The 26,503-nt window shown below is 29.3% G+C and carries 33 protein-coding genes, 2 tRNA genes and 1 riboswitch; of the genes, 29 read left to right on the top strand and 6 right to left on the bottom strand.

Annotated elements, in window-relative coordinates:
* Positions 1 to 12: 12 nt before the first annotated feature.
* From HF295_RS04475 to HF295_RS04455, 5 genes are read left to right on the top strand one after another with little or no spacing between them, the layout of a single operon-like run.
* Positions 13 to 480 (top strand): hypothetical protein, encoded by a 468-nt coding sequence (locus HF295_RS04475; RefSeq protein ID WP_312030985.1) that lies wholly within the window; start codon positions 13 to 15, stop codon positions 478 to 480.
* Positions 481 to 506: 26 nt separating this feature from the next.
* Complete coding sequence (locus tag HF295_RS04470) at positions 507 to 1,478, top strand: hypothetical protein (protein WP_312030984.1); 972 nt, start codon at positions 507 to 509, stop codon at positions 1,476 to 1,478.
* Between the two features lie 17 nt (positions 1,479 to 1,495).
* Positions 1,496 to 2,170, top strand: a complete 675-nt coding sequence (locus HF295_RS04465) for an adenylate/guanylate cyclase domain-containing protein (RefSeq protein WP_312030983.1) — start codon at positions 1,496 to 1,498, stop codon at positions 2,168 to 2,170.
* Positions 2,155 to 2,679, top strand: a complete 525-nt coding sequence (locus tag HF295_RS04460; RefSeq protein ID WP_312030982.1) for a Pycsar system effector family protein — start codon at positions 2,155 to 2,157, stop codon at positions 2,677 to 2,679. Before HF295_RS04465 ends, HF295_RS04460 begins: the two co-directional genes overlap by 16 nt.
* 6 nt (positions 2,680 to 2,685) lie before the next feature.
* On the top strand, positions 2,686 to 3,471 hold the full coding sequence (locus HF295_RS04455; protein WP_312030981.1) for a hypothetical protein: 786 nt from the start codon (positions 2,686 to 2,688) through the stop codon (positions 3,469 to 3,471).
* 24 nt (positions 3,472 to 3,495) lie between these two features.
* On the opposite strand, the gene HF295_RS04450 is transcribed toward HF295_RS04455, so the two are convergent.
* On the bottom strand, positions 3,496 to 4,437 hold the full coding sequence (locus HF295_RS04450) for a hypothetical protein (RefSeq protein WP_312030980.1): 942 nt from the start codon (positions 4,435 to 4,437) through the stop codon (positions 3,496 to 3,498).
* A gap of 87 nt (positions 4,438 to 4,524) precedes the next feature.
* Between HF295_RS04450 and HF295_RS04445 the strand changes: the two genes are divergently transcribed.
* The 20 genes from HF295_RS04445 (at position 4,525) to HF295_RS04350 (ending at position 17,585) form a co-directional block, all read left to right on the top strand.
* The gene (locus HF295_RS04445) at positions 4,525 to 4,659 is read left to right on the top strand and encodes a hypothetical protein (RefSeq protein WP_312030979.1); all 135 of its coding nucleotides are present in this window, start codon (positions 4,525 to 4,527) and stop codon (positions 4,657 to 4,659) included.
* 72 nt (positions 4,660 to 4,731) lie between these two features.
* Positions 4,732 to 5,016: a hypothetical protein gene (locus HF295_RS04440; protein WP_312030978.1), complete on the top strand. Its 285-nt coding sequence runs from the start codon at positions 4,732 to 4,734 to the stop codon at positions 5,014 to 5,016.
* Between the two features lie 144 nt (positions 5,017 to 5,160).
* Entirely contained in the window at positions 5,161 to 6,309 is a 1,149-nt protein-coding gene (locus HF295_RS04435; protein WP_312030977.1) for a hypothetical protein, read from the top strand.
* A 36-nt stretch (positions 6,310 to 6,345) separates the two neighbouring features.
* Positions 6,346 to 6,528, top strand: a complete 183-nt coding sequence (locus HF295_RS04430; protein WP_312030976.1) for a hypothetical protein — start codon at positions 6,346 to 6,348, stop codon at positions 6,526 to 6,528.
* Positions 6,529 to 6,633: 105 nt separating this feature from the next.
* The gene (locus HF295_RS04425) at positions 6,634 to 7,233 is read left to right on the top strand and encodes an RHS repeat-associated core domain-containing protein (RefSeq protein WP_312030975.1); all 600 of its coding nucleotides are present in this window, start codon (positions 6,634 to 6,636) and stop codon (positions 7,231 to 7,233) included.
* A 97-nt stretch (positions 7,234 to 7,330) separates the two neighbouring features.
* Positions 7,331 to 7,834 (top strand): hypothetical protein, encoded by a 504-nt coding sequence (locus tag HF295_RS04420; protein WP_312030974.1) that lies wholly within the window; start codon positions 7,331 to 7,333, stop codon positions 7,832 to 7,834.
* Positions 7,835 to 8,225: 391 nt separating this feature from the next.
* On the top strand, positions 8,226 to 9,275 hold the full coding sequence (locus HF295_RS04415; protein ID WP_312030973.1) for a Fic family protein: 1,050 nt from the start codon (positions 8,226 to 8,228) through the stop codon (positions 9,273 to 9,275).
* Between the two features lie 369 nt (positions 9,276 to 9,644).
* Complete coding sequence (locus HF295_RS04410) at positions 9,645 to 10,082, top strand: GNAT family N-acetyltransferase (protein ID WP_312030972.1); 438 nt, start codon at positions 9,645 to 9,647, stop codon at positions 10,080 to 10,082.
* A gap of 90 nt (positions 10,083 to 10,172) precedes the next feature.
* Positions 10,173 to 10,532, top strand: coding sequence for a hypothetical protein (locus HF295_RS04405; protein ID WP_312030971.1), 360 nt, complete (start codon positions 10,173 to 10,175; stop codon positions 10,530 to 10,532).
* A gap of 94 nt (positions 10,533 to 10,626) precedes the next feature.
* Positions 10,627 to 10,702, top strand: a tRNA-Lys gene (locus HF295_RS04400).
* A 106-nt stretch (positions 10,703 to 10,808) separates the two neighbouring features.
* Entirely contained in the window at positions 10,809 to 11,849 is a 1,041-nt protein-coding gene (locus HF295_RS04395) for an L-threonylcarbamoyladenylate synthase (protein ID WP_312030970.1), read from the top strand.
* 95 nt (positions 11,850 to 11,944) lie between these two features.
* Positions 11,945 to 12,409, top strand: coding sequence for a GNAT family N-acetyltransferase (locus HF295_RS04390; RefSeq protein WP_312030969.1), 465 nt, complete (start codon positions 11,945 to 11,947; stop codon positions 12,407 to 12,409).
* Positions 12,410 to 12,468: 59 nt separating this feature from the next.
* The gene (locus HF295_RS04385) at positions 12,469 to 12,762 is read left to right on the top strand and encodes a hypothetical protein (protein ID WP_312030968.1); all 294 of its coding nucleotides are present in this window, start codon (positions 12,469 to 12,471) and stop codon (positions 12,760 to 12,762) included.
* 104 nt (positions 12,763 to 12,866) lie between these two features.
* Positions 12,867 to 12,942, top strand: a tRNA-Ala gene (locus tag HF295_RS04380).
* A 260-nt stretch (positions 12,943 to 13,202) separates the two neighbouring features.
* Positions 13,203 to 14,453, top strand: coding sequence for an ATP-binding protein (locus HF295_RS04375; protein WP_312030967.1), 1,251 nt, complete (start codon positions 13,203 to 13,205; stop codon positions 14,451 to 14,453).
* A 41-nt stretch (positions 14,454 to 14,494) separates the two neighbouring features.
* Positions 14,495 to 15,325: a hypothetical protein gene (locus HF295_RS04370; RefSeq protein WP_312030966.1), complete on the top strand. Its 831-nt coding sequence runs from the start codon at positions 14,495 to 14,497 to the stop codon at positions 15,323 to 15,325.
* 17 nt (positions 15,326 to 15,342) lie between these two features.
* The gene (locus tag HF295_RS04365; RefSeq protein ID WP_312030965.1) at positions 15,343 to 15,798 is read left to right on the top strand and encodes an SWIM zinc finger family protein; all 456 of its coding nucleotides are present in this window, start codon (positions 15,343 to 15,345) and stop codon (positions 15,796 to 15,798) included.
* Between the two features lie 99 nt (positions 15,799 to 15,897).
* Complete coding sequence (locus HF295_RS04360) at positions 15,898 to 16,059, top strand: hypothetical protein (protein WP_312030964.1); 162 nt, start codon at positions 15,898 to 15,900, stop codon at positions 16,057 to 16,059.
* Positions 16,060 to 16,144: 85 nt separating this feature from the next.
* Positions 16,145 to 17,077 carry a Fic family protein gene (locus HF295_RS04355; protein WP_312030963.1) on the top strand — a complete coding sequence of 311 codons (933 nt, stop codon included), beginning with the start codon at positions 16,145 to 16,147 and terminating at the stop codon, positions 17,075 to 17,077.
* 10 nt (positions 17,078 to 17,087) lie between these two features.
* Positions 17,088 to 17,585, top strand: coding sequence for a hypothetical protein (locus tag HF295_RS04350; RefSeq protein ID WP_312030962.1), 498 nt, complete (start codon positions 17,088 to 17,090; stop codon positions 17,583 to 17,585).
* Between the two features lie 80 nt (positions 17,586 to 17,665).
* On the opposite strand, the gene HF295_RS04345 is transcribed toward HF295_RS04350, so the two are convergent.
* From HF295_RS04345 to HF295_RS04335, 3 genes are all read right to left on the bottom strand, one after another.
* Positions 17,666 to 18,625: a calcium/sodium antiporter gene (locus HF295_RS04345; protein WP_312030961.1), complete on the bottom strand. Its 960-nt coding sequence runs from the start codon at positions 18,623 to 18,625 to the stop codon at positions 17,666 to 17,668.
* 181 nt (positions 18,626 to 18,806) lie between these two features.
* A complete protein-coding gene (locus HF295_RS04340; RefSeq protein WP_312030960.1) occupies positions 18,807 to 20,072 on the bottom strand; it encodes a uracil-xanthine permease family protein in 1,266 nt (421 codons plus the stop codon).
* Positions 20,073 to 20,384: 312 nt separating this feature from the next.
* Positions 20,385 to 20,485, bottom strand: a riboswitch (purine riboswitch).
* Positions 20,486 to 20,521: 36 nt separating this feature from the next.
* A complete protein-coding gene (locus HF295_RS04335; RefSeq protein ID WP_312030959.1) occupies positions 20,522 to 21,472 on the bottom strand; it encodes a phosphatase PAP2 family protein in 951 nt (316 codons plus the stop codon).
* Positions 21,473 to 21,619: 147 nt separating this feature from the next.
* Between HF295_RS04335 and HF295_RS04330 the strand changes: the two genes are divergently transcribed.
* Genes HF295_RS04330 through HF295_RS04315 form a run of 4 tightly spaced genes read left to right on the top strand, consistent with a single transcriptional unit; the run spans position 21,620 to position 25,125 of the window.
* A complete protein-coding gene (locus HF295_RS04330) occupies positions 21,620 to 21,946 on the top strand; it encodes an MGMT family protein (protein WP_312030958.1) in 327 nt (108 codons plus the stop codon).
* Positions 21,936 to 22,946, top strand: coding sequence for a CorA family divalent cation transporter (locus HF295_RS04325; protein ID WP_312030957.1), 1,011 nt, complete (start codon positions 21,936 to 21,938; stop codon positions 22,944 to 22,946). The genes HF295_RS04330 and HF295_RS04325 overlap by 11 nt, the downstream gene beginning before the upstream one ends.
* 21 nt (positions 22,947 to 22,967) lie before the next feature.
* Entirely contained in the window at positions 22,968 to 23,927 is a 960-nt protein-coding gene (locus HF295_RS04320) for a sensor domain-containing diguanylate cyclase (protein WP_312030956.1), read from the top strand.
* Positions 23,928 to 23,967: 40 nt separating this feature from the next.
* On the top strand, positions 23,968 to 25,125 hold the full coding sequence (locus HF295_RS04315; protein WP_312030955.1) for a MalY/PatB family protein: 1,158 nt from the start codon (positions 23,968 to 23,970) through the stop codon (positions 25,123 to 25,125).
* 7 nt (positions 25,126 to 25,132) lie between these two features.
* Here HF295_RS04315 and HF295_RS04310 read toward each other — a convergent pair whose 3' ends face one another.
* Together HF295_RS04310 and HF295_RS04305 are read right to left on the bottom strand one after the other, a co-directional pair.
* Complete coding sequence (locus HF295_RS04310; RefSeq protein ID WP_312030954.1) at positions 25,133 to 25,765, bottom strand: class I SAM-dependent methyltransferase; 633 nt, start codon at positions 25,763 to 25,765, stop codon at positions 25,133 to 25,135.
* 11 nt (positions 25,766 to 25,776) lie between these two features.
* Positions 25,777 to 26,499 carry an Rv2686c family ABC transporter permease subunit gene (locus tag HF295_RS04305; protein ID WP_312030953.1) on the bottom strand — a complete coding sequence of 241 codons (723 nt, stop codon included), beginning with the start codon at positions 26,497 to 26,499 and terminating at the stop codon, positions 25,777 to 25,779.
* Between the last annotated feature and the right edge of the window lie 4 nt (positions 26,500 to 26,503).

Here is a 26,503-nt window from a genome sequence, read left to right as displayed (position 1 = left end):
TAGGGGGTACAGATGGATAATTTTGAATTAGCTATGATGGGCGTTAAGATTGCATCTAAGATATTACAGATTAAGACGCCTGAAGTGCGTTATTTTAATAACGAGTTACTAGATAAAAAAGGCATTAATGCAATATTCCAAAAAGAAGATTACATCATCGCCTTTAATGAGAATTGGATTGAAAGTGTTAAGAATAATATGGAGATTATGATCACTTGTTTTCATGAGTCAAGGCATGCGTTTCAGTACCAGATGATTAAAGGTAACTACAAAGGGACTGAAATCATTAGTAACAATACAATAGAATTATGGAAAAGTGATTTTAATCAATATCATACACCTTCTGGTGATAAAACTAAGGATAAAGAGTATTTGATTCAAGATATTGAAATCGATGCAATTAGCTTTGCACATCAGATGATGCAAGAACATTTTGGAGTTAAAACAATTGTGCCTGATGAGATTAAAGAAAAACGATAACGAGTTTAGTGAACGAGGTGTAGAGTATGTTGAACGTAGGATTAATTGTTTTAATATCAATAGATTTTGTCCTTTTATTTATTGGTAATGTAAAATTCTATTTGAGAGTATTTAAAATATCGAGTTTTAAAGATTTTATTCAGAAAATTAAAAATTCAGTTCCAGAGAAAAATAAGAAACAAGAGCTAGTAGAAGATCTAAATGAAGGTACTGAAGAGACACAAGAAAAGAAGCGCAGTTTATTACAAAGAATATGGGATTGCGTTTTAGATTTGCTATTATTTGCTCTTAATTTAATTGGTGCAATAATATTGATTGGTATTGGATTAGCAATTATTATATTGTGCATAGGAATTCCCACTGCAAGCATATGGGGAACAACTCTTATAGCAATTTACTTTGGACTATTATATGCAGTTTTATTTCTATTTGCTTTTAAAATAATTATGTTTCTCTTAGGTTTTGGCTTACTAAGGCTAGCTAAAGTTGACAAGAAGAGGCAACAAAGAATATTAATTATGGATGCAATACAATTTTCTATGCTAAGTTTGCTAGTTTTTCTAGCTGCTTTTGGGTATCCATTAGAAGTAAATAGTATGGTTTTGGTACCTTTTGAGTGGGATATCACACTTAACAACTTGCTTTCAATCATCATTCCAATGTTATTTTATGCATTACTGATTACAAACATTTTTGCACTGGTTATTCGTATAAAAAATATTTTTACAAAGAATACGAGTAATCATAAAATAATTAGGTTACATCAGTTATTATTTATATTTATTGCTTCTTGTTTTTTTGGAATATTGTATATAACTGATTATGACTTAAGTTTTATGACCGAAATAGAAAGAACGATGTATTTGCAAACTCTTGGAGTTGTTAAATGGATAATAACTTCAGTATTTATTCCACTGTTTCTTTATACAATAAATAACTTTAAGAAATCTACAAATATAGTTGTAAGACGACCTAGAAAAAGAACTAGCAGTCGTTAATAGTAAAGGAGGTTATTATGAAACAGAATGAATTAGATTCTTTAAAAAATGAATTAAAACAAATCTATGACAGAAAGATTGAAGTTACTAATCAGAACGGATTTTTGGACCGAAATCAGATTCCAAGTGGTAAAAAAGTATATAATATTGAAACATCCTTGATGTTTATAGATATAAGAAGTTCAACAGTTCTATCTAGTACAGTTGGGCGAAAAACAATGGTAAAAATATATCAAATGTATACCAAACTTTGTAAGAAAGCGATTAATGAAAATAATGGTATGATTTTACAAATTGTTGGTGATGGCATTTTATGTGCTTTTACGAATGATTCAACTGGAAATTCAGGACAACGAGCAGTTTATACTGCACTCAGTATTCATACTTATATAGCTGAATCGATGAATCCGTTGTTGAGTAAAGAGTGGGAAATAAGTTGCGGAATAGGGATTCGTACGGGTCATGTATATGTAACAAGATTAACTACTGATAATGGTAGCGAAGTGGCCTATCCGAGCGATATTACAAACTATGCATCAAAATTTTGTGGATTAGCTGAAAAGAATCAAGTAATAATTGACTCTAAAACATATGATCATTTAAATAAGAAGTTTAAAGAGTACTGTGAACCATATCAAACAAGCATGCCAAACACATATATTATAAAGGAGGCAACATGGGAAATAGAGTAGAGAATGTATTTGATAAGGAAACTTCATTAAGAATGCTCGAGATAGTAAACTCATGGATAAGAGCAGCTGATAGTAAAACTTCTATTTTAGTAGCATTTATTGGATTGATTGTTGGCTTATCTGCTAGTACATATGGAAAACTATCTGAATTATTGGTTAATGGAAGTATACCTCTAATTACAATAGTTATTGTATTTGGTTTGGCATATTTAGTGATTCTTGGATTGACAATCTTCAATTTAGTATCTGTTTTTATAGCAAGAACAAAGAATGTTGATATTTTTTCTGATAATCTATTCTCTTTTGTATCAATTGCAGAAATGGATGATGAAGATTTTATTAAAGAAACTAAGGAAGTTGATGAAAAAAAAGCCCGTGAAATGATTCTCTCTCAAATATCAATCAACTCAAAGATTGCTATAAGTAAAATGAGATATTTTAATGATGCTTTGAAGTATGGTATAGCACTAATACCTTTGACTATTGTCTTAATGTTACTAGCGGGTTAAAGTAGAATGAGAAAGTTTACTTTTGATAACGAAGAAAATATTCTAGATTATTACCGCTGTCATGATAATCGTCCACTAGCATTCCCTGAATCTGATGATGTATGGGATATTTTTCAAGCGACTAATGATGAAGATATCTGGAAAACATGGGAAAATAGTTCTTTAAAATCAGATCCTCCACCAGATTTTTACAATGATGATTTAAAACTAATGATGGAAGTCATGAGATTTGATGACCAAGCAACCAATAAAGGTAAGACTCATGTAACAAAGGCTAAGGAAAACAAAATGTTAAGACAATTAAGGGATTTGGGTGTAGAAGGTAACTTTCCTAATCTAAAACAAGTTTTTCTCTTTGGTGATAGTGGATTGCCTTTAGAAGAAGATCATAACTTTACTAGATATAGAGAAAATTTTAATAGAGTTATCTCAAAGCATGCAAAGAAAGTCACTTATTACAAAAAGAATCATCCAGGATATAAATTAATATTTTTTGTTCTAGATGAATCTTCAGGGATATACTTTGAAGAGTATAGTCATGAAAAAATTAATGTTGAGTTAGGAACAACATTGCTAGGAAAGCCACATTGTTTTTGGGCTGATAAAATAATGGTTGAGGCAATTAAGAATAGTAATGCAGATTATCTGATATGGTATAAGCCATTTAGTTATTTTGAACTTTCTGATAGGAAGAAGCAAGACTTACCAAAAGTTATCATTTATGAATTGAATAAGTTAAGCATAGAAACAATTCAATATAACTCAAAACATATGGTTAGTTCTGAAATTTAGCTAACTTCATTCAAAAAGAAGAAATCACATATTGATTTCTTCTTTTTTTCTTATGAAATATTCATTGAGGACTTCAAATGGATTTTTATTAAAATCCTTAACAAGTTGCTTGAAAAGTTTATGGTTTGCTTCAATACTTTCTATGGATATTGAATTAGATAAGGATTTTGCTATGAATTCATCAGCTTCTGAGAACCTTTCAAGTTTATATAAAGCTAAAGCTCTTGTCTGATATAATTTTGTCAGTGATTTTGAGAAGGAATTCTTAATACAGTATTCAATGCCTAAAGAGTTAATCCTTAGTAGGTCATTGAACCTATTAAGTTTTCCAAGCATTATAGATACATTTGAATATATAGGGGCTATCAAATCCCTTTTTTCCGGACTTAAATATAAGTGGTTTGGATTATTTAGAATTTTAATTAACTGATTTAAAGCTTGAACCTTCTCTGTCTTTACTTGGATTTCTGCTAACAATAGAAAGAATAACACATCCACAAAATCAAAAATTTCTTTCTTACAACATTCTTGAATGTTAATGTTCTTACTGATCTCTTCTACTGCTTGGTCACCTTTGTATTCTTTTTGTGTATAGAAAAATCTTATCTTACAATATTCTAGTAGTCGTTTATTTTGAATAGTTAAGTATGAATATTTAAATCCTTTGTCTAGGATTTTCTTCGCATCAGAGAACTTATGATTTACAATTAAATTATAAAGTTCTTTAAGAAGATTAAAATCATATTCATCTTTTTCATTTAATGTGTAATAAAAATCTCTAGAGCTAATTCCTAATTTTTCACAGAACTCAAGAAGTCTAATGTCACTTATATTATTATCTCCGCTTCTGTATTTTCTATATTGACGATCGTCGCATATGCCATCACAGAGTTCCTTTATTGTGATGTTTTTTTTGAGTCTAATATTGTCTAGGTGAAACATATATTGTTGTCTTATCCTATCCATGGCTACCTCACTTTTTGAAAAACGGAACTCTCAGGTCCTATGCGAATTTATGTTTATATTATAACATAAACTCACAAGGAGGCAAAAATGAAAAAGAGAATAGCGATACTTGCAATCTTATTCTTTAGTTTTTTCGCTTTTGCTTTTTCGAATCAAATTACTATACAAGCTGATGGTTTTGATGATATTGATTATGAAGAAGTAGATATCGGATCACAATAGATTAGGAGTAAGTAAGAAAACCGTAGATATTTATCTACGTTTTCGCTTTTGATTTTTCATTTAAAAAAACAAATGAATATTGAAGAAATCATAAGAATTGAATTAGAAGGTATATCGCAAACTATTATTCAATACACAAATGATAATTTTATTAAAAGCTATGCAAAACAAATATTGAGTATTGAATATCCTAGTGACAAACAATTACTTGAAAAATTAGTCAGTTATTTAGTGGACTGGTATTCAAAGAAAATTGATGTAATAGAATCTAGTGATTATGTTGTTTCAAAGGATGCACATTATAAAAGTTATGAAATTCTAAAAGAGTTAAAAGAACAACTCAATAATTATAATTGAAAGGGGGGAGTAAAAATGCCAGTATATTCAGTATCATATGAACCAAACATGCAAGTAAAAGTATTAAAATAATTATGAAAGGAGAAATATACTTAAAAAAATTAGTATATAATAGTAAAAATGAAAAAATTGTTTATAATATTTATGTTAATTTTTGTTTCATTATCTACAACAAGTGTTTTTGCGGGAGTTAATCATTTTGATGATGGAACTGGTGGAGGCACGACATACCCTGATGAAGACACTATAAAGCCGGTAATACATTTGAGTGAGACCAGTATTTCTTTAGAGGCGGTGAAGGACAATTACATTCCGCCTCTTTGTTCTGTGACAGATAATAAAAACCAACTAAGTTGCATTATTAGTGGAGAAGTGAATGATGATGTTCCAGGGACTTATATTGTTGCGCACAATGCTATTGACTTGGCAGGAAACAGAGCCATAACAAAATACTTAACTGTTGATGTGACAGAATATATGGGTCCTTACTATTGTAATATTGACTTTGTAGGTCCGATAGTTGAAGAAAATTGCACTAACTATAAATATGACCTATTTGATGACTATGACTATTATGGACCCGCCACTCTCAATGATAATAGGTTGACTGTTCCTATTTCGGAGGATGAAGATGTAGAATTTAATAATGTTACTTTTCTACCAAGTGATTTTCAAGGTATTATAGTATGGAATTATGATTTCAGAGCTAGTATAAGTAATTATAATAATCTTAGTGGACATCGATCTTATGTAGAAAGAATGATATATTTTAGTCCTGAAGCCTTGAATTACTATGATCTAATATTTACGACTTATCCTATTAACTCCTCATTAGAATGGATGCAAGAAATATTAGAAACACCATATGCAAAAATTACAATCTATTCTTTATATGCTTATTTGATATATACATCAGGTTCTAAACTACTTTCTGAAGTCATGGATAAGGTTAAAAACTATAGTTCATTATTAGGTAGTTTATCTGCCGGAATAATTTCGTTTTCAACAACTGAAATTTATGATTCAATAGTTGACTCTCTATATGATTCAAGCTATAATAATATTCTAGAGTCAGCTGATACCGATGGTGTGAATGGTTTTGATAGAGGTATACTTTTTAAGCAATCTTTTCAAACTTTTAGGCCAACTTATTATAATCCACTTCCGGAGATGAGATCCACAGAAATTACTTTGTGGGATATAACTACTGGTGTCGAAAGGTTTAATGGCGCGGATTTTGGTACGTTTACTGTAATTCCGCTGGACGATATAGAAATTTTTAATGTCAATTAAACTTAGTTATTTATATAAAATAAAAAGAGGTATATTATGTCCAAAAGTAGATATACAAGTTTTACAATAATTTCATTAGTATTAATGTTTGAAAAAACTGCATATGAATGGTGGATCCCTAAAACAAGGTTTATTGACTTTTTAGTTTTTGTTATGTATATTTTTGCCATTTGGTTGTTTTATGAATCTTGTGAAGAAAAAGAAAAAAAGGATTTATAATGGGCTGTGAATCCGAAACTTATTTAAGATTTTACCCATTCTAAAAGAAAAACCACCAGCAATGAGGGGCACTGAAATATTATGTAGTACTTAGGGTATACATTAGTGAACATTAACCCATTTATCTATAAAGGTTATTACTATGATAAAGATACAGGCTTGTATTATTTACAATCAAGATATTATAATCCAGAAATAGATTATGGTTTTGGATTCTTTGAAAGCCAATTTAGTGTAGGTGAAATTGATAAACTATGGGATGCATCATGTGAAGGTGGTGTATGCACTGTCAATATGCCATCCATCCTTAATTTGTTTGGTGTAAGAAGCACAACAAACTTCTCATTAGGACTCACTAGCGAAAATGGTTTTTATTTTGGTTACGGTCATTCTTTTGAAACAGCTAATGGTGTTGTAACAACAACACACGGAATTAGAATTGTGCCATATGCATTTGCTTATGCAACAGTTAAGACATATAATTATGCAGCCAATGCATATAACTATATTAAAGAAAAAGTTCAAAGTGTTGATTGGGGCGTTATAGGAAGAAAAGTTTTAATAGGAGTTGGAATAGTTGCTGGTGTAGCAGCATTAGCTGGTTTAACATGGTTTTTAGCAATAACTGTTCCTGGATTATTACCAGTAATATTTAAAGTTACCGCACCTGCTGGCGCTTCATTTATTATATATTTGAACTTATAGGAGGATTATGTATATGGAATTTAGTTATCAGCTAAGTAAAGGGAAAGCGTAAATTGTTGCGAAAGAAAATGTGATATATGGTTGGGCTTTTCGGAAAGTGTTAGCAAAAAAAGGGTTTACTACTTTGGCGATTATAGGGCTATTTGGTTTTATTTGGACTTTAATTTTCAAAGACTTATTTACTAAGTTTGCACTCCCACTTATGCTACTATTTGTCATTACGGTATTAATATCTATAGCTATACTTTATAAAGGCGAAGAATTACAAATAAAAGCATTACAAAATCAAACACTAAAATTATATAAAAACAAATTAAAATTACAACGCAAAGTTATTATAGATGAAAATCAAATAACTATTAGCTATGAAGGTAAAAAAAGCAGATTATTCTCCCTAGACTCCATAAAACATATTACTTATAGAAGTGATTTAGGAGGAATATTTTTCTCAAAGAGCAAGCTAGCAAGATTTGTGTTCTTTATAGATTTATCTAACTTAGAGGAAGATTCAAAAGAAGAAGTATTTAAAATACTATTAGATAATCTTACAGATAAAGATGCTCAACAAGAACTAAGGAATTCCTTACCTCAAAATCACTAAAATTATTATAATATTTAACAGAAGAATATCACCTTAGGGTGGTATTCTTTTTCATAGTTTAGTATTTGATCTGAATAAAAAGCAACTCCGTAATAAAGCATACAACTTTCCATACGAAAAGGAGTAAAACTCCGTATGAAAACAGTGATTTTGGAGTAAAACTCCGGAATGACAAGACAATGTATAAATTATAGAGATGCTTTTTTAAAGGCATCTTTTTTTCTTCTTATTAACGACATAGTCAAATATCATGTTTAATTCAATTATGAAAATAACAAAACAAGGATAAAATAATCAATAAACTATCCTCGTTACCTTGACGTGACTAAATACTTGTGATATGATACATACGAGGATAAAATAAATAAAAAATTAGTCGCGAGGTGTTTTTATGAACAAATTACCTTTTAGTATCAATCTAAACAAAGTTGAGATACTTAAACAACTAAATGCTGCAAATCATCATATTGGTGAATTAAAAGGCATCTTGAAATTGTTGCCTAATCCGGCAGTAGTTTTAAGTTTGATTAATTTAAGTGAATCAAAAGACTCATCTGCAATTGAAAACATTATTACTACTTATGATGAAATTTTCAAAGAAATTGTTACTAAAACACCATTAGGTGGTAAACCAAAAGAAGTTATTAATTACAAGAAAGCGATAGAATATGGTTTAGAACTTATTAAGCAAAAAGGATTTATAAGCACGAATATTCTCGTAGATATTCAAAATATCATTGAGCTAAACAAAGGTGGTATTAGAAAGTTACCAGGAACTGTAATTATGAACGATAAAAACAATGAAATTGTACATACTCCATCGAAAGAAGAAGCCGAGATTAGAGATTTAATGCAAAATTTAGAAATATTTATCAATGAAAATGAAGACTATGATCCACTTATTCAATTAGCGCTCATTCATTTTCAATTTGAAAGTATTCATCCATTTTATGATGGTAATGGAAGAACTGGGAGAATATTAAATATCCTATATTTAGTTTTAAAAGAAAAAATTCACCAACCTATTTTATACTTAAGCAAGTATATTATTGAGTATAAAGATAAATACTATGAGTTATTGAGAAAATGTAATGAAAATCTTATTTATATTGAAGATTTCGTTATGTACATATTAAAAGGTATTTCTGAAACATCTCAACATACTGTTGATCTTATTTTAAGAATTAATCAATCTATTGAACTTACAAAAAGTGAAATGAGAAAGAGACTTCCTGACATTTATAGGTATGAGATAGTAGAACATTTATTTTCTCATATGTATACAAAGAACGAATTCTTTAGAGATGATATCGGCATTTCTAGAGCGACAGCAACAAAATATTTAAAACTTCTTGAAAAAGAAGGTTTTATAACATCAGAACAAGTAGGTAAGGAAGTTATTTATAAGAATATCCAATTATTAAATCTTGTAAAAGATTAAGTGTAAATTTGGAGGAATAGCTTATAAAAAAAGGATTTGACGTTTTTGGAAAGGCATATGAAGCCGTGTTTCGAAACGATCTACATGATGAGGACTCTGTTGATTATTATATATTAAGAAATAAGATTTTTTTTGATAAAGATTCAAAAGCTCTCTTATATCAAATGCCAACACTGGATTGGTCTAGTTTTTGAACAGGGGGTTGTTATATCATATGCATAATGAAAGTAACTAGATAGAATAGTTCAAGATGAAATTGTTAGATATAAATAGATTTAAATCAATAATACTATCCATACTATAGATGGAAATAATCAATTGAATTTTAACCTATTGACTAATAAAAATAATATTTCTAAGAGGTGGAAAATGAAAATAAAAGAGATTGATTTCAATGATATTAAAGAAATTGTTGTAGATTATATGAAATACTTTAATGATATTGAGGGCGACCATTGGACTGAAGAAAATGTATTGAGGCGTTTAAAGCAATTAACAATTCGATTTGATTATTTTGGTTTAGGAATTTATGATGGTTCGAGAATTATAGGCTTTTGTGTTGGAAATCTATCGCAGTTTGATGATGGGGTTATTATGCATTTAAATGAAATTTTTGTTATAAGCGAATTACAATCAAAAGGTTATGGATCAAAGCTATTGATTGAATTTGAAAAAAAAGCTAAAGAACTAGGGGCTTTTAGAATTCAATTGGAAGCTGTAGATGATGATATACACTCGCGCTTTTACAATCAATATCATAGATATGTAGATACATCTTCTAACCTTATAAAAGCTAAAGCGATATAAAATTATGATAGTATCTCATATCTTCTTGTTTCTTGTTTTTTAATCCTGTATAATGATAATAATTATTGATATTTATAGAAAGGAAATTGAATGTTGAGATTTGAAGATAGACTTTTAAAAATAGAAAATAAATATTTACATAAATATGAGGAAAAAAAAGCTTTAGAAAAATTAATAAAAAAGTATGATACATATGTTGGATTTCATACTAGTACTTTTATTTGGATATCAATATATGCCTTAATTCATTTTTTATCAACCTATTTTATTAATCGAGACAGAAATTTAGACAATCCTTATTGGTATGCAGGATTAATCTTATCTGGATTAATGTTTTTATTTTTCCTATATAGAATTTTATATTATCATTTTTTTACAAAGAAAATTGTAAATGCTTTTTTGCTAAATTGGGAAGAAAAACTAAAGGTATATGAAAATAATATTGGTTAATTCCTCGATTTATACTATATTTTAGGTATGAATTGATTGTATTTTATATGTTTTTGTGTTACAATTTTTCATGGTATAAACATATGTTAAATACGGAGGATTAGCTTAGTTGGTAGAGCACCTGACTCTTAATCAGGGGGTCATCGGTTCGAATCCGATATCCTCCACCATTTATAAATAAAGACTTCTTCGGAAGTTTTTTTAATTTTATAAAATAGTTTTAATATTTTATTTTAACTAGTATAATAATTATATGAAATAATTGAAAGGGTACCTATGGTTAATACACGAATATATACATTAAAAGACCTAGATGATTTAAAAGTACAGGAAGACATAAAGAAAAGTTTGCAACATGGTAAAAATGTTGTTTTTCCCACTGAGACAGTTTATGGTATTGGTGCTAATGTTTTAAGTCAAGAAGGCGTTAATAATATCTATAAGATTAAGGGAAGACCAAGTGATAATCCTCTTATAATGCATCTAGCATCAAGTGATGTGCTTGATGAATATGTATATATAAAACAAGATTATGTTGATAAGTTAATAAAAGCTTTTTGGCCAGGTCCTTTGACTTTGGTTTTTGATAAAAAATTTACCGTTCCTGATTATTTTACTGGAGGATTAGACACTGTAGGTGTTAGAATTCCTGGAAGTGACATTGCCAGAAAAATTATTCAAATTGCTAATGTCCCTATTTGTGCACCTAGTGCTAATATTAGTGGAAGACCTTCTTCAACTTTATTTAAGCATGTCTTAGAAGACTTTAATCATAAGGTAGATATACTAATAGACGGTGGTAAATCAGAAGTCGGTTTAGAGTCAACAGTATTGGATGTTACTAAAGAGGTCCCAGTCATTTTAAGACCTGGCATGATTACTTATGATATGATTTCTAATATCGTTGGAAAAGTATACATATCAAACGAAATTAATGAAGATCAAATCCCTAAAGCGCCTGGTATGAAATATAAACATTATGCTCCAAAAGGTAAATTAATGATTGTTGAAGGGAATCCTTCTAAGGTTGTATCGTATATTAACAAAAAAATTGATTTTCATAAAAGCAATAATCAAAGTGTTGGTGTTATTATAACTAGGGATTATAAGGATTTAATTCATTGTGACTGTATATATGAAATTGGATCAGCTGATAATGAAATTGAAATAGCATCAAATATATTTGCTTCTTTAAGAGAAATGGACTCAAAAAATATTGAATATATTTATTCTTTTTCTTTTAATCAAGGTATATATAGTGAAGCTATTATGAATAGGTTGTTAAAAGCCGCAAACAACAATATAATTAAAGTTTAATTTATTATAATAAATTTACATTAAATCGTTTCTTAGCGAAGCGGTTTTTTTCTTTTTTTACTAGTATTTAGGTTATAATAAAAGAGAGGTATACTATGAGTGAAATTTCTTTAAAAAAAATAACGATAGACAATTTTGATCAAGTGATTAAATTATCTGAAACCCTAAATGATTATCAGAAGAGGTGTGTTGCGCCAAATATGGTCTCACTCGCTCAAGCTTATGTTGAATATGAAAGAGCTTGGCCAAGAGTCATTTATTTGCATGATGAACCCATTGGTTTTATGATGTTGGCTCTTTGGGATGATGATATTCCTAAAGAAGATTGGCCAGCTTATTATTTATGGCGTTTAATGATTTCGGCTCAGCATCAAGCTAAAGGTTATGGTAAAAAGGTTTTAGACATCATCGTTAATAAGTGTAAAGAAGATAAAATTAAAACTTTGTATACTTCTTGTGAGATGAGTGGGAACCAACCTTATGACTTTTATATTAAGTATGGATTTGAGGATACAGGGATTAATGATGGCGAACAAATCCTAAGGATGTTGATTTCTTAAAATAAAGATTTGAATGTTTTCTAGTAAATAATTAATTTTAAAAAATAGGGGGATTTTTTATGAAAACAGCTTCAAAAGTTCTTGGTATTATTTCGTTTGTATTAACAATATTTATAGTGATTTTTATGATTTCTTCTTTAATGATGCCATCTACTGGCGGAGATGGCTGGGAAGATTTAGGGCTATTATTAATGGCTATTGTATTTATTGTTATAGCTTTGATATTAACTATACCTATGCTTATTTTCTTAAAAAAATTGAAACAGGATAATATGAATTTTTACTTGAAAAGTCAAATAGCTTTAATTGTTGTTTCGATTATAAATTTTATTTTTACAATCTTGAGGATTTAATCAAAATAGTTTATAATATTATATGAGTAATTTGTCGATTTGTTGATTTAGATTAATAAATCGACATTATATATGAATTTATATTAGTAATCTTTATTTAAGGAGGGGGCGTAGCTCAGCTGGGAGAGCGTATGGCTGGCAGCCATAAGGTCGTGGGTTCGAGCCCCATCGTCTCCACCACTTTATATTGAAGTGGCTTCCAAAAGTTGGAGATATGGTATACTAAACCATACACTCTAATGAAGGGAGCCTTTTTTATATGAAAATTCTACACGATTACATTTCAAAATACACGATTTAATAAGTTTACGGTGGATTTAATATATGATAAGGGTAAAATTACCCAAAAAGTCAAATAGCGTTTGAAAATTTATGATTTCTTGGTATAATTAGTTTATAAAAAGGGTAAAAATACCCAAAAAGTAAAATAGGTGATATGAATGGTTATTGAAAGAAACGAGTATTTAGATAAAATCATCAGGCATAAAAATAACGGATTGATAAAAGTAATTACGGGTATGAGAAGAGTTGGTAAATCATATCTGTTGTTTAATTTGTATTACGATTATTTAATTAATAATGGTATTGATAAAAACCACATAATAACATATGCGTTAGATGATAGAAGAAATAAGGGATTGAGAAATCCAGATAATTTATTAAAGGCAATTGAAGAAGGGATAAAAGATAATGAAATGTATTACATCTTGCTAGATGAAATACAAATGGTTGATGAGTTTGAAGATGTTTTAAATAGCTTGTTGCATATGAAAAACACAGACACATATGTTACAGGAAGTAACTCGAAGTTTCTCTCAAAAGATTTAATTACTGAGTTTAGGGGAAGAAGTGATGAAATAAGAGTATATCCGCTAACATTTAAAGAATTCACTTCGGTATTCGATGGTGACGTAAATGAAGCATGGAATCAATACTATACTTATGGTGGATTACCTTTGATCCTGAATTTTACAGAGCATGAAGAAAAATCTAATTATTTAATGAAACAATTTGATAAAGTATATATTAGTGATATTGTTGATCGATATAACATTAGAAACATCAGTGAATTAGAAGAATTGGTGAATGTATTATCATCAAGTATTGGTTCACTTACAAATCCTAAAAAACTTTCAAATACATTTAAAAGTATGAAAGGAGTATCTGTTACAGAACCAACGATAAAATCGTATTTAACATATCTAGAAGACTCATTTTTGGTAGAGAAGTCAATGCGGTATGATGTAAAAGGTAAGAAGTACATTTCAACTCCAAGTAAGTATTACTTTACAGATTTAGGGTTGAGGAACGGTAGACTGAATTTTAGACAGCAAGAAGAAAATCATATTATGGAAAATATCATTTACAATGAATTGAGAGTACGTGGTTTTAATATAGATGTTGGTGTTGTTGAAGTTAGAGAGCAACATGAAGGTAAGTCACTTAAGAAAAAACTAGAGGTTGATTTTATTGCACAAAAAGGGAATGAAAAATATTATATTCAATCAGCTTATGAAATGAGTAATATAGAAAAAAGAAAACAAGAAGAAAAATCATTATTAAATATCTCTGATTCCTTCAAAAAAGTAATCATTGTAAAGGATAATATAATGCCAAAACGTGATGAGTTTGGAGTTATTACAATTGGTTTGTATGATTTTTTATTAGGAAAAGTTGGGCTGGATTATTAGAACAAACTAGATCTAAAACGAAGTAGGAGGGAGTTGATCACATGAAATATATGAGTTTTAATCGTTCATGTTCATATATATGTTTAGCTTATATGATTGGGGACTATGGTTTAGAATATACAGATAAAGATATAGCGATTGAAATGAAACTAGCTTATCTTTTTTATAATGACTTAAAGAAAGATGAATATTTATCTGGAGCAATGTTACAAGGGAAGCGATGGTTTGATTTATTCTTGAATCGACACTTATTAGAGTTTATGGAAGATAAGTACAATAAAGTTGATGCATTGTCTGTTATTAAGAAATCGAACAGAAAATTAATGATGGGGATAAATTTAAAAACCGGTAAACACGCTATGGTTTATTGTCCATCAGAAACACAACGCTTCAGATTCTTTAATCCTCATTATGAGAATGATGGTGCTGTTGACTTTTTTAATTATTCAGAACAAGAATTACTTGTACTACTAGATGATAAAGTGACTATTGGCTACATTAATCATAATCCAAGAAATACAGAACCTAAGTTAGAACTATATGGTCATTCAAATGGATACCTGGATAAATATGTAGTAGATATAATTGAATTTTGTTCAAATGAACATACTTCTGATGAGATACGAGAAGTAAAAGAATCATTATTTGCTGGACTATTACTTTCTCCAATACCATTGTTAGAGTTTGAGGGAGAAACTGAACTTGTTGAATGCTTAAAAAAACTGCAAAAAGACCTTATTAGTGCGCTTCAACATAACAAACAGACAATTAAGCTGGTTGATTATTTAAATCCAATAGAGCTTAATATGTGTGCTAGAAAGTATAAAGATGCAATCAGGAAGAATACACCACCTAAATATGAAAATCTATAGTATTTTTGGAGGTAAATATGGGATTGAAAGAGTTAAGCAGTTATAGGTCCTTGTGGAAAGGCTATAATTATTACATACAAGGAAATGTTTTAGAAATAGAGAAAGTGAACAATCAAGAGTTTAATGCAAAAGTAAGAAATGATAAAGATAAGATATATAATATTCACTTAGACTTAAATCATCCACGAAAATCTACATGTAATTGTCCTCATGCAGACGGAAGAAGAGTAATTTGCAAACATATGGTTTCATCTTACTTTGCTATTTTCCCAGAAGAGGCAAGAGAATATATTGAAGAAATTGAGCGTTATGAGAGAGAGGAAGAAGAACGTTTCCAACAATCTCTAATTATGCGAGAAGAACGAATAAAAGACATTGAGAAATATGTAAATAAACTTACAAAAAAAGAGCTAAAGGAAAAGCTTATGGAATATATAATTGATTCTGAATTTTTTGATGATGAATTGTATTAAAATAGTTCATTCAACCCATATTGAAATGAAGTGGCTTCCAAAAGTTGGAGATATGGTATACTAAACCATACACTCTAATGGAGGGAGCTATTTTTTATTATGAAACTAACATTGGAAGAGAAAACAAATCAACAAAAATCGAAAAAAAAGAAACATAATAATTGGAATAAAACATTTACATTTATTGGAATTGGTTGCTCTGCTATGAAAAATAGATACACAAGCCCTCTCTTTATGGGAGAAGATAACAACAGCGTATAATATATTTATAAAAGCAAATATATAGTGAATCAATATTCGCAAAACTAAATATTTATGCTATAATGTATGTGAGAGGTGATTTGCAATGTCAATCGTTTATAAAGGATTATTTGAAGTGTTAAGTAAGAAAAATATTTCTATATCAGAAATGTCGAAAGACTTGAACATATCATCGGCAACTCAAGCTAAATTTAGAAAAGGCGAATATGTTTCGCTTCAGACATTAGAATCTATCTGTAAATACTTATCAGTGGGTATCAACGATATCGTATCATTTCTGACTGTAGAAAATTCATCTATCTTATATCAAAGATTAAGAGAAGAAATGTCTCATAAAATTAAAGGAAGTATTTATCATGAAACACAAATACTATTAACTTATAATTCAAACCATATTGAAGGAAGCCAGCTATCACCTGATCAGACTAGGTATATTTTTGAAACTAACACCATTAAAATAGATAAAGATAGTTTAATTAATGTTGATGATATTATAGAAACTCAAAATCATTTTAGGTGTATTGACTATATGATTGAATCTACTTTAGAACCATTATCTGAATCATTAATAAAGGATTTACATAGAATATTAAAAACTGGGACAAGTGATGCTAAACTCGATTGGTTTATTGTTGGTGAATACAAACAAAGACCAAATACAGTAGGTGGTATAGCGACAACTAAACCTGTTAAAGTTCAAAACGAATTAATATCATTGATAGGTAAATATGAAAATAAAAAAGAGTATTCTTTTGAAGATATCATAGAGTTTCATTATCAATTTGAATGTATACACCCTTTTCAAGATGGTAATGGTAGAGTCGGAAGATTAATAGCATTTAAAGAATGTTTACGTCACGGATTTGCTCCATTCACGATAGATGAAAGTATTAAACTATTTTATTATAGAGGTCTAAAAGAGTGGAAAAGTGATAAAGGATATCTTATTGATACCTGTCTGTCTGGACAAGACAAATATAAGAAATTACTTGATATGTTTAATATTAGTTATGAGTGATGGAGAAAATATGAGAAAATCAAATTATAAAAACAGTGGAGTTAAAGAATTATTAACAGAAAGATATGCCAATGATACTATATTGTTGATAGCCACTTCAAACAACAATGTACCATCTGTTAGAAGTGTAGATAGTTTTTACTATGAAGATTCTTTTTGGATTGTCACTGACACAAGATGTAATTATGTTAAGGAAATCCAAGAAAATCAGAAAGTGATGATCTCTGACGGTGGTCATAATAGATTTTGGTGTAATGCATTCGTTACTGGACATCCCTTAAATCCAAATAATGAGTCAATTCGCGAAATCTTTATGAAAGTATTTCATAACTGGTATAAAGAAGTTAACAATGAAGATTTAGAAAGTGTTTGTTATGTTAAAGCCACGCCATATAAGGGGTATGTACATAAAGAAAAAATAGGATATCAATTTGATATAAGTGAAGATTTAGTTGATACAGATAATATTAGTCATCATATTGATGTTAAACTAGAGCCTATTTGGTAAATTAAGTAAATAATAAAATACTTGTAAATATAAAAAAAGACATCAATTATGATGTCTTGATTTTTTATGTACAATAGCAACTAATTACGAATGATGATAAAGATTATATAGGCTACATATACAATAGATAATAATAAGCCTTCTGTTCTATTGATTTTACGTTGGTGTGTTGTTGAAAATATAAGTAAGAGTAAAGTCAATCCGATCATTAAAAGAACATCAAATAATATTTTTGATTCAACAACTAATTCAGTTATTGTTGCAGATATTCCTAATACAAATAAAATATTAAATATATTACTACCTATAATATTTCCTAAAGCAATTTCGCTTTCTTTTTTGAGAGCAGCTGTTATCGCTGTAACCATTTCTGGTAGTGATGTTCCTATTGCGACAATGGTTAATCCAACCAATGTTTCACTCATACCTAAAGATAAAGCAATTGATTTTGCATTTTCTACAACAAGCCATCCCCCTAAAATGATTCCACCCAAACCTAAGATTGTTTGTATTGTTGCTTTTTTAATATTTATAGAATGTGTTTCATTTAACAAATAATGACCATTATTTTGGCTTTTTAAAGCAACTTCAATGATATAGTATAAGAATACAGAGAAGAAAGATAATAAAATCAAACCATCAGCCCTTGATAAAGATGATACCAAAGAATTTTGCAAACTTTTATCTAAAATGAGAATAAGTAAGGCTATTGATCCTAAGAGAGCTAGGGGAATTTCTTTTCTAATGGTGGCTCTTTCTACTTTTAAAGGAAAAATACAGGCTGTTATCCCGATAATCAAAGAAATATTGATTAAGTTTGAACCTACAATATTTCCCACAGAAATACTTTCACTTCCTTTAATAGCAGCTGAAATACTTACAGCTGCTTCAGGAGCGCTAGTACCAAAAGCAACAATAGTTAAACCAATGATTATTGGTGGTATTTTAAAGAATTTAGCAAGACCTGATGAACCAGAAACGAATAAATCTGCGCCTTTTATTAATAAAATAAAGCCTAAAATTAATAGTAAATATATCATCTTATTACTCCTGTTCAATAGAAAAGACCATTAACTGTAATTGTTAATGGTCTTACACTTTGTATAACAAAGGATAAAGCCAGATCAAAGATCGGTTGTTGACTTTATCACCTAATATAGGTTGTTACTCCCCATTATGAAAGCGAAAATATTATATCACAGGTAATCTTTGATTACAAGTTTATTGATTGTCCTTTTTGCTTTTTAAATTTTCAGGTAAAGCTAGGTTTAAAATGATACCGACCATGGCTGCCAAAGACATTCCGGTTAAAGAAGATGCTTCATTAATAGGGATAGCGGCGCCACCTAAACCAATAACAAGCATGGTTGATACAATAATAATATTTCTTATATTCGCCATGTTTGTTTTTGCTTTAATTAATACTTTAATACCATTACTCGCAATTAATCCATAGAGTACAATGGTCATTCCTCCCAAAACAACTTCAGGAATACTACCAACAAAGGCTTGAATATAACCTAAGAATCCTAATGAAATCGCAATAATAGCTGCTAAGGCTACTACATAGACACTGCCGACTCTAGTCATCGCTACTACACCAGTGTTTTCGCCATAGGTTGTATTGGCTGGTCCACCTAAAGCAGCACTTACAAAAGTTGCAATACCATCTCCAACTAAGGTGTTTTTTAGGCCTGGATCTTCTAGAAAATCTTTTTGAGTGATTTCACCTAATACAACGTGATCACCAATATGTTCTGCAATGGTCACAAAAGCTATGGGCAAGAATAAGAGTGCGGCTGAGAAATCAAGTTTGTAAGTTCCTAAGAATACAAAATCAGGAACTTGGAAAAAGTTGATATCTTTAAAGACTTCTTTAACATCCACAATACCAAATATGATTGAAGCGATATAGCCAATAAGGATCGCTATAATAAATGGGATTATTTTGAAAAATCCTTTACCAAATACTGATATGATAACTATGGTTATAAATGTAATGATAGCTACAAGGACTGATAAGATGTCCTTAGAACCATCTAAGCCTGAATAACCAATTGCAATAGGTGATAAGTACAATCCAATAATGATAATCATTGGACCAATCACAATCGGTGGTAATAATTTCTTGATCCATTCACTACCAAAGAATCTAATGATAAAAGCGACAACAACATAAACGATACCGACAAGCATTAAGCCGACATAAGCAGAGTCGTAACCAGTAGCTGCCCCAGCTAATGAAATGGCGGTCATATAGGCGAAACTTGATCCTAGGTATACAGGGACTTTACCTTTTGTACATAAGATATAAATTAAAGTACCTATACCACTTGCGACTAAAGCAACTCCATGATCTAAACCTGTGACAATTGGGACTAGGATGGTCGCGCCGAACATCGCAAATACATGCTGAAGACTGAGGACAATCCATTTGGTGATTGATTTTGGTTTTTCATTAATACCAATAATTAAATTGTTTTCCATAATAACCCTTCTTTCTATTTTTTTATATTAAGAAACTATGTTTCAAAACATTATTATAAAAAAAACACCTTTTCATATAATAACTGAAAATAAGAAAATAAATATCAGTATAATATATGAAAAGGTGTTTTTAAGTATCATCAGAAATGAATTTATTGTTTTTTTGAATTTAAAGATAGAAAAAACGAGAGATTTTTTTATGAGAACTAGGATTGGGGGACAAATATTTAACTTTTTTAGTTTTTTCATTCGCATAAAAAAAATCTCCTTTCTATGTTGGTTGTACACATACTGAAAGGAGATTTAATCTCTTTAGTTTATATCATGTATTATAGTCCCAAGTTTAACGGTATGGGGTAGAGACGATTGAACCAAATCTTCAATCATATATAATACAACCTTCTTAAATATGCTATCAAAGAAGTTTTTAAAATGCAAGAATTATTTTATTAAAAATTAAATTTTTTAAATAATAATGGATAAAGTCCAATAGCAACAATAACCATTAAAGCGTATCTTATGAAGTCTAAAAGAACGGCAAGTACAGATAAGATGCTTAAGTCTGTTAAGTCACTTGTATCAATAATCATAGAAAATATAAAACTTAAAAAGACTCTTATTATCATGACAATAGCAAGACCTAATATAAATCTTATAATATTGTGAGTTAAGTTTTTATGATGTGAAAAATTAACATATTTTTCTTCAATTTCAATACCAATAATAAAGCCAATGAGAGCTCCAATCATTTTGGAAATTGTTTCTAGGTTGTAATAGAATAAATTACCATCAAAAAACTGATCAGAGTTGGACTTGATTCCATATATGATAATAAACAAAATATAAGCTAAAAAGGCAATATAGCCAACAGATCTATAAACTTTAGATGGATGAAGCGTTTTAGTAAGAAAATAATTAAAGACATAAACAATAATTAATGATAATATGGCGCCGACGACTACATCACTTAAGTAATGTACACCAATATAGAGTCGACTAAATCCAACCAATAAGGTAATTAATATAGCGCTTATAATAAGGTATTTCTTTTTAAAGAAGTAAGCAAGTCCAAAAAATGTTGTTCCTGCAGTTTGAGTATGACCACTTGGCATAGCATATGAGGATGAAGTTTCCGGTCTTAAATTAGATATAGAATCATCAACCTGAAAAGGTCTTGGTCTAGCGATTAACACTTTTAACATACTGTTAATTCCTATAGAGACAAAAACTGTCATGGCCAATCTTTTTCCTATATCCTTATTAATAACCCAATAGATAAAGCCTAATAAAGCTATGACGATCATTTCTTCACCAAAATATGTAATAAACTCAAAAAGAAAATCTAGGAACGATGTTCTAAATTGTTGTAGCCATTTTATGATTTCAATTTCAAATTGCATAGAATCCCCCTCTTTTGTATATTTTATCATACATAAGATATTTTTTAATAATTATTGTAAATTGGTTCTTATAATTGATTATTTTCATGATAGCTTTTGTAACAATGATTGAATCATGATAAAATAAAGTCATAAAGAAGAGGGAATATGGAAAAATTTACATTGAATGTAATCGAGATTATCAAAGCTATACCCAAAGGCAAGGTTATGACATATGGTCAAATAGCTTTTATAGCTGGAAATCCTTTTGGGGCTAGACAAGTATCAAGAATTTTACATACTTTAAGTGTTAAGGAAAAATTACCTTGGCATAGGGTAATTAACTCTAAAGGACAAATTTCCTTAGGTGGAGAGATGGGTTTCATTCAAAAGTCAATGCTGATAGATGAAGATGTGGAATTTAAAAACGATAAAATTAATTTACGTAAATATCAATATCACCACAACTTAGATTGGAGAGAAAATGAAAATTAAAGATTATTTCACACCAAAATCATTTGTATATTCTGGTAAACATCAAAACAAGGAAACGATCATTAGACATTTTCACTATAATGATTCTGAAGTTATTGAGACATCTGATTTTAAGATGATTGATGGATATAAATCCTATATTCAAGTCATTGGATTATCAGATATAAAGAAGATAGAACAAGTAAAGACAATTATTTCTATTGATAATTTAGTTTTTGAAGATATTTTCAATGTTACTCAAAGAGAGAAGATTGATGTTTTTAAAGATTATATATTCTCAGTAATACATGGTTTGTTTTTAAAAGATAATCGCTATATAAAAGAATATATGAGTATGGTTTGCCTTGAAAATATTGTTATTAGTTTTCACGAAATTGAACCATGGTATTTAGAAGCAACCATCAATGCCTTAGATAATTACACAGAACTTAGACAAAAATCTAGTGATTTTTTGTATTATCATATTCTTGACTTAATTACCGATAATCACATTGATGTATTTGATAAACTGAACGAAGTTATCAGTCATTTTGAAGATGTTACATTGAATGAACAAATTTTACCACAAGAAGAATTTTATAGGGTTAGAAAATCTTTTGTTCGACTAAAGAATAATGTCTATTATTTATTAGAGCATTTGGAGAGATTGTTAATCCATAATCATGTTTTTATGAAAAGTGACGAAAAGGAATATTTTGATGATTTGATTGACCATTTGAAAAGACTTGATTCACAAATTAATTTATCTAGAGAAAATCTAAGAAACTTAGTGGATGTTAATATTAATAATCAATCTAATAAGATGAATCAAATCATGATGACATTGACTTTGTTTTCAGCAATATTTATTCCATTATCATTTTTAACTGGTTTCTTTGGAATGAACTTTGTTCATTTTGAAATTTTGTCCTATGAGCATGCTGTATGGTTATTTGTTGGTTTCTGTATCTTAGTCATTGTATTCATGATATGGTTTTTTAAAAAAAGAAAATGGTTATAATAATAACCCTTGGAGGCTTGTATGAATAAATATGAATCATGGTCAAAGAATGATTTAATTGAACACATTGAACATTTAAATCAGAGATTAGATGATCTATTAAAAAAGGAAAACTATAAGTTTTTTGTAGAATTTCCTTGGGCTGGTAATTTGGGTCAGTGGTATTGGTATATCAAAGAAAATAAAGTCATATTTAATGATAGAAAAGTACTTGCTTTAGGATATGATCCTAAAGATGTTGGTCAAGTAGGTTTTGAATTTTTTACTGATAAAATTCATGCCAATGACTATGAAAGGGTTATGGAAAGTATGAGAAATCATATGTATGGGTTATCTCCGGCATATGAAGTTGAATATCGAATTAAACATAAAAAGGGTCATTATGTTTGGTATTATGATCGAGGAACTGTCACAAAACGATCAGACGATGGCAAACCTTTATTGTTACAAGGTATAGTGTTTGATATTACAGAATCTAAGAAGATAGAAGAAAAACTTAGATATTTATCTGAAAGAGATTCTCTAACCAATGTATATAACCGAAGAACCATGAATATGAAACTTGAAGAAATGATAGAAGTCCATAATAATTATGACCAATCTTTTTCTTTGATTATGTTTGATATTGATCATTTTAAAAAAGTAAATGATCAATTTGGGCATTTAGTTGGTGATGATGTTCTAAGAAGATTAACTGAGTTAATCATTAATGATAAAAGAACTGATGATATTGTATGTCGCTATGGTGGAGAAGAGTTTTTCTTGCTATTACCTGATACCAATCTACAAGGGGCTATCATTGTTGCAAAAAGACTCCATAAAATGATTCAAAAGATGTTTATTCCAAAGGTTGAAAGTATTACGGTTAGCATGGGCCTTATTGAACACAATAAAGGCGAAAGCATTGATCAAGCCATAAAAAGGGTTGATGATTTAATGTATCTAGCAAAAAGCTCAGGTAGGAATACTATTAAATATTAGGGTGAATACTCGATTTCGTTTTAGATAAGGGGAGAAGACAATGAGTGATTGGTTTAAAACTTTAGATAGAAGTCATTCAGATTCTATTAAATGGATACTAGCGAAAAATAATTGTCAAAGTAAAGAATGCTTGACATTTGATATCGCCGATAGTGATTATGAAACAGCACCATCAATAAAACAAGCTCTTTTAGAGAGAGTTGAACACGGGGCTTTTGGTTATACTTATAAGGGTGATAACTATGAAGAAATAATCCAAACTTGGAATTTAAAAAGATACCATAGTCAAATTGAAAAAGATAAAATCATAGCGATTCCTTCAGTTTTAAACGGATTGGCCATGATATTACAAGAATTAACAAATCCTATGGATCGGGTAATTATTCAAAGTCCTGTGTATCATATGTTCAAAATGGTTATTGAAGAAAACAATCGAATCATGGTAGATAATCCGCTAATTGAAGGTGATACTTATCAAATTAATTTTAAACATTTAGAAGACTTATATAAAAAAGGAATCAACACATTGGTTTTTTGTCACCCTCATAATCCTGTAGGAAGAGTTTGGACAAAACAAGAATTGGATGATCTAGTAGACTTATCAAAAAAATATGATGTAACGATTATTTCAGATGAAATTCACGCAGATATCATTATGCCAGGAAATGAAATGGTGTCCTTATCTTCTTATATGGATAATTATGAAAAAATCATTGTTTTGCAAGCGCCGACAAAAGTTTTTAATATCGCTGGTATAAAGATTGCGACAATGATTCTGAAATCTAATGATTTCTTTTCGAAACTAGAAAAAGCATATGCTAAATTACATTTATCTTCTCCAAATTTATTTGCCTTAACAGCTATTAAGGCAGCCTATCAAAATTCTGATAAATGGTTAATAGCCCAAAATAAACATATACACGATAATTTCGTATTACTAAAAAGTGCATTGCAAGACTTTGATTTTGTCAAAGTATTTCCTTTAGAAGGAACATATTTGGCTTGGGTAAAGCTAACAAGTAAACACTTAAATATTTCAGAATTATTAGAAAAACTTCAACTACAGGGAGTCTTCATTTCTGAAGGAAGCAAATTTGGTCATGGTGATTCATTTATTAGGCTTAGTCTTGCTTGCTCCAAAGAACAGTTACTTAAAGGTTTGGATATTATAATCACACAAATAAAAAAAGCCATGTAATCATGGCTTAATTTGAGAAAATTATCAATCTATTATTTATTATTAAAGACTTGAATTGATATATGTTTTTTATATATTCTAAAGTTTTTTTACTGTAAAAAATTACATGAGTTTCGTCATTTTTATAATGCCATTTTTGAAAGTCAATAGAATCATCATAGAGATAAGTCATAAAAATCCATTGGCCATTGGTTTTAGTGGATTTTTTTATTGCGTTAAAAGATGATTTAGGATGATTAAAATGTTCAATCACTTCACAAGCAATAATATAGTCATAAGATTTATTAAGTAATTCATTATCAGGATGAAAAAATGGATCATACTGAGAAATTGAATATGATTGATCCATCAGCAGTTTTGAAATTACTGGGCCAGGACCAGCCCCGAAATCTAAACCTTGATCATCTTTATCAAAGTGATTAAGAATATAATTGGTGATGGGTGATACAAAGCTTTGATAACCTTTATCCATAATATCGTTATTATGGGTATCATACCTTTTCTTTTCATCCATAGGGTTAAGTAACTGTTCATGATCCAACTGAATTGAATCGCATTGAGGACAACGATAATAATCTCTGTTTCTCGCTGAATCAAAGAAGTCCATAGGATGTTGGCATAATCTACATTTTTGCGTCATAAGAGTCCTTTCTATAAATTGCTTTTTTTGGAGTAAATTTTCATAAATAGTAAAGTGAATATAAGATTATAGATAACACCAATAATAAAATAGATGGTAAATGTAAAGTTTACATTAATCGTTGGTAATAATTCAATTTGGATTAATCTCGCTGGCCAAAATCCAGGTGCGAAGACTAAAAAAACTTCTTGCCAAGATTGAACAAAAAATGCTATTACTGGAAAGGCAAGTATTAAAGCTGACATTTTCATAATGACGAACCCTTCAACTTTATTTGTTGCAAAACTATTAATAATTAGAGCAACTCCTGGTGCCTGTAAAGCGCCTAATATAGATATTAATAAGATTGTCCAAAAACTAGCATTCGGTAAAAAATTCGTAGTTAGTATAATAACCAAACTTGCTGTAAAACCAAAAATAAAAGAGATTAATAACTTAAAAGCGACATATGCTTTCACAGATATTGGTGTTATTTTTAAACTAATTAATACATTATCATCTTTATCATCTAATAAAGTAAAAGCTGTAATGGCACCAAAAATAAAACCTGTCATCAAAATAAAAATCATTGAGATAATTTCTGGTACTAATGAATTAGCTGATACTTGATCTTCAATATAGGGAATCAAGAAGTAGCCAACAACACCTAAAATAACTGGATATAACATAAAAAATAAATACATAGAATCTCTAAAAATATTCTTGATTTCGGCTTTGATAATATGTTTTAACATATAT

This window comes from Hujiaoplasma nucleasis (assembly GCF_013745115.1).
Taxonomy (GTDB): Bacteria; Bacillota_I; Bacilli_A; order Izemoplasmatales; family Hujiaoplasmataceae; genus Hujiaoplasma; species Hujiaoplasma nucleasis.
This window is presented reverse-complemented; position numbering and strand designations above follow the sequence as displayed.